The following is a 1,550-nucleotide window of genomic DNA, read 5'->3' on the forward strand; positions in this document are numbered from 1 at the left end:
GGCCGCGAGGCGGTCCCAGGCCCCGTGCTCCACGAGCCGGCCGCCGTCCAGCACGGCCACGGTGTCGGCATGGCGTGCGGTGGGCAGCCGGTGCGCCACCACGATCGCCGTCCGCCCTGCCAGGAGGGCCTGCGCGGCCAGGGTGACCCGTTCCGCCGTCGCGGGGTCCATGCGGGCGGTGGCCTCGTCGAGCACGACCACCTCGACGTCGCGCACCAGGAGCCGCGCGAAGGCCACGAGCTGCTCCTCGCCCGCGGACAGGGTCACCCCGTCGGACCCCAGGCGCGTCGCGAGGCCGTCGGGCAGCGACGCGACCCAGGCCCGCAGGCCGAGCGCGTCCACCGCCTGCTCCACCCGGGCGGCGGGGACGGGCGCCCACAGCGTGATGTTGTCGGCGAGGGTCGCCGCGAGGATCTCCGTGCGCTGACCCACGACGCCCACGCGCGTGCGCAGCCCGTGCACGTCCAGGCCGGTGATGTCCCGGCCGTCCAGGAACACGGTGCCCGCGGGCGGGTCGACCGCACGGGAGAGCACCTTGGTCAGCGTCGTCTTGCCCGAGCCCGTACGCCCCACGAGCGCGCACGTGGTGCCTGCCGGGACTGTCAGGGACAGCGGGCCCAGGGCGAAGCCCCCGCCGTAGGAGAAGGTCAGGTCGCGCAGCTCGACCTCGACGCCGCCCGCCCGGACGGGGAACGGCGCGCCGCCCTCGGGCTCCTGCGGTGCGGCCAGCAGGTCGCGTACGCGGTGGAAGGTGCCGATCGCCTCCTCGACCCGGGGCAGCAACCGGCCGAGCACGTCGACCCGGCCGACGAACCCCGTCACGAGCAGCCACAGCGTGACCAGCCGCGCGAGGTCGAGCGCCCCGCCGGTCACAGCCCAGACCCCGCCCACGAGCACCGCGCCCACCAGGGCGTCCAGCGGCAGCTCCGTGCGCAGCCGCACGCGCGAGAACGCCACCGACCACTCCTCCCGGAGCCGGATCTGGCGCGCAGCCAGCTCGGCGTACCGCCGCAACACGTACGGCTGCCCCTGAGCGGTGCGCAGGTCGTCCCGGGCCGCCACGGCCTCCTCGAACTGCGCCATGTGCTCCGAGGCTGCCTCCGAGCTGCGCCTGCTCAGGTCGCGCAGCGGCCGCGCCGACCGGCGCGCGAACACCAGCACAGCAGCCGCGACCAGCGGGAACGCCAACCAGGCCGGCCACCAGACCAGGCCCGCGGCCACCCACCCGACCACGAGGCTGATCCCCGCCTGGCCCAGCGTGATGCCGATCCCGCTGATCGCCCGGGTGAGCCGCTGCGGATCGCTGTTGACCCGGTCCAGGAGCTCGCCCACCGCCTGGTCCTCCAGTGCGGGCAGCGGCTGGCCCAGGGCGGCCGCCGCCAGGTCGGACCTCAGGACCGCCTCCGCGCGGGCCACGCCGCGCTGCACCACCAGCCAGGTCACGGCGTCCAGCGCCACGACGGCGGCACTCACCGCCGCGAGCAGGATCAACGTGTCCCGCGCCGGGTCAGCGGCCATCCGCCCGGTGACCACCGCGGCGTACGACGACG

At 76.2% G+C, this 1,550-nt stretch carries 1 protein-coding gene; it reads right to left on the bottom strand.

Annotated elements, in window-relative coordinates; translation table 11 throughout:
* Positions 1–1,550 (bottom strand): ABC transporter ATP-binding protein (locus PROKR_RS03320; RefSeq protein ID WP_157601857.1); only part of this gene is annotated, 1,550 nt, incomplete at both ends.

It is taken from the genome of Promicromonospora kroppenstedtii DSM 19349, assembly GCF_000515355.1.
Classification (GTDB): domain Bacteria; phylum Actinomycetota; class Actinomycetes; order Actinomycetales; family Cellulomonadaceae; genus Promicromonospora; species Promicromonospora kroppenstedtii.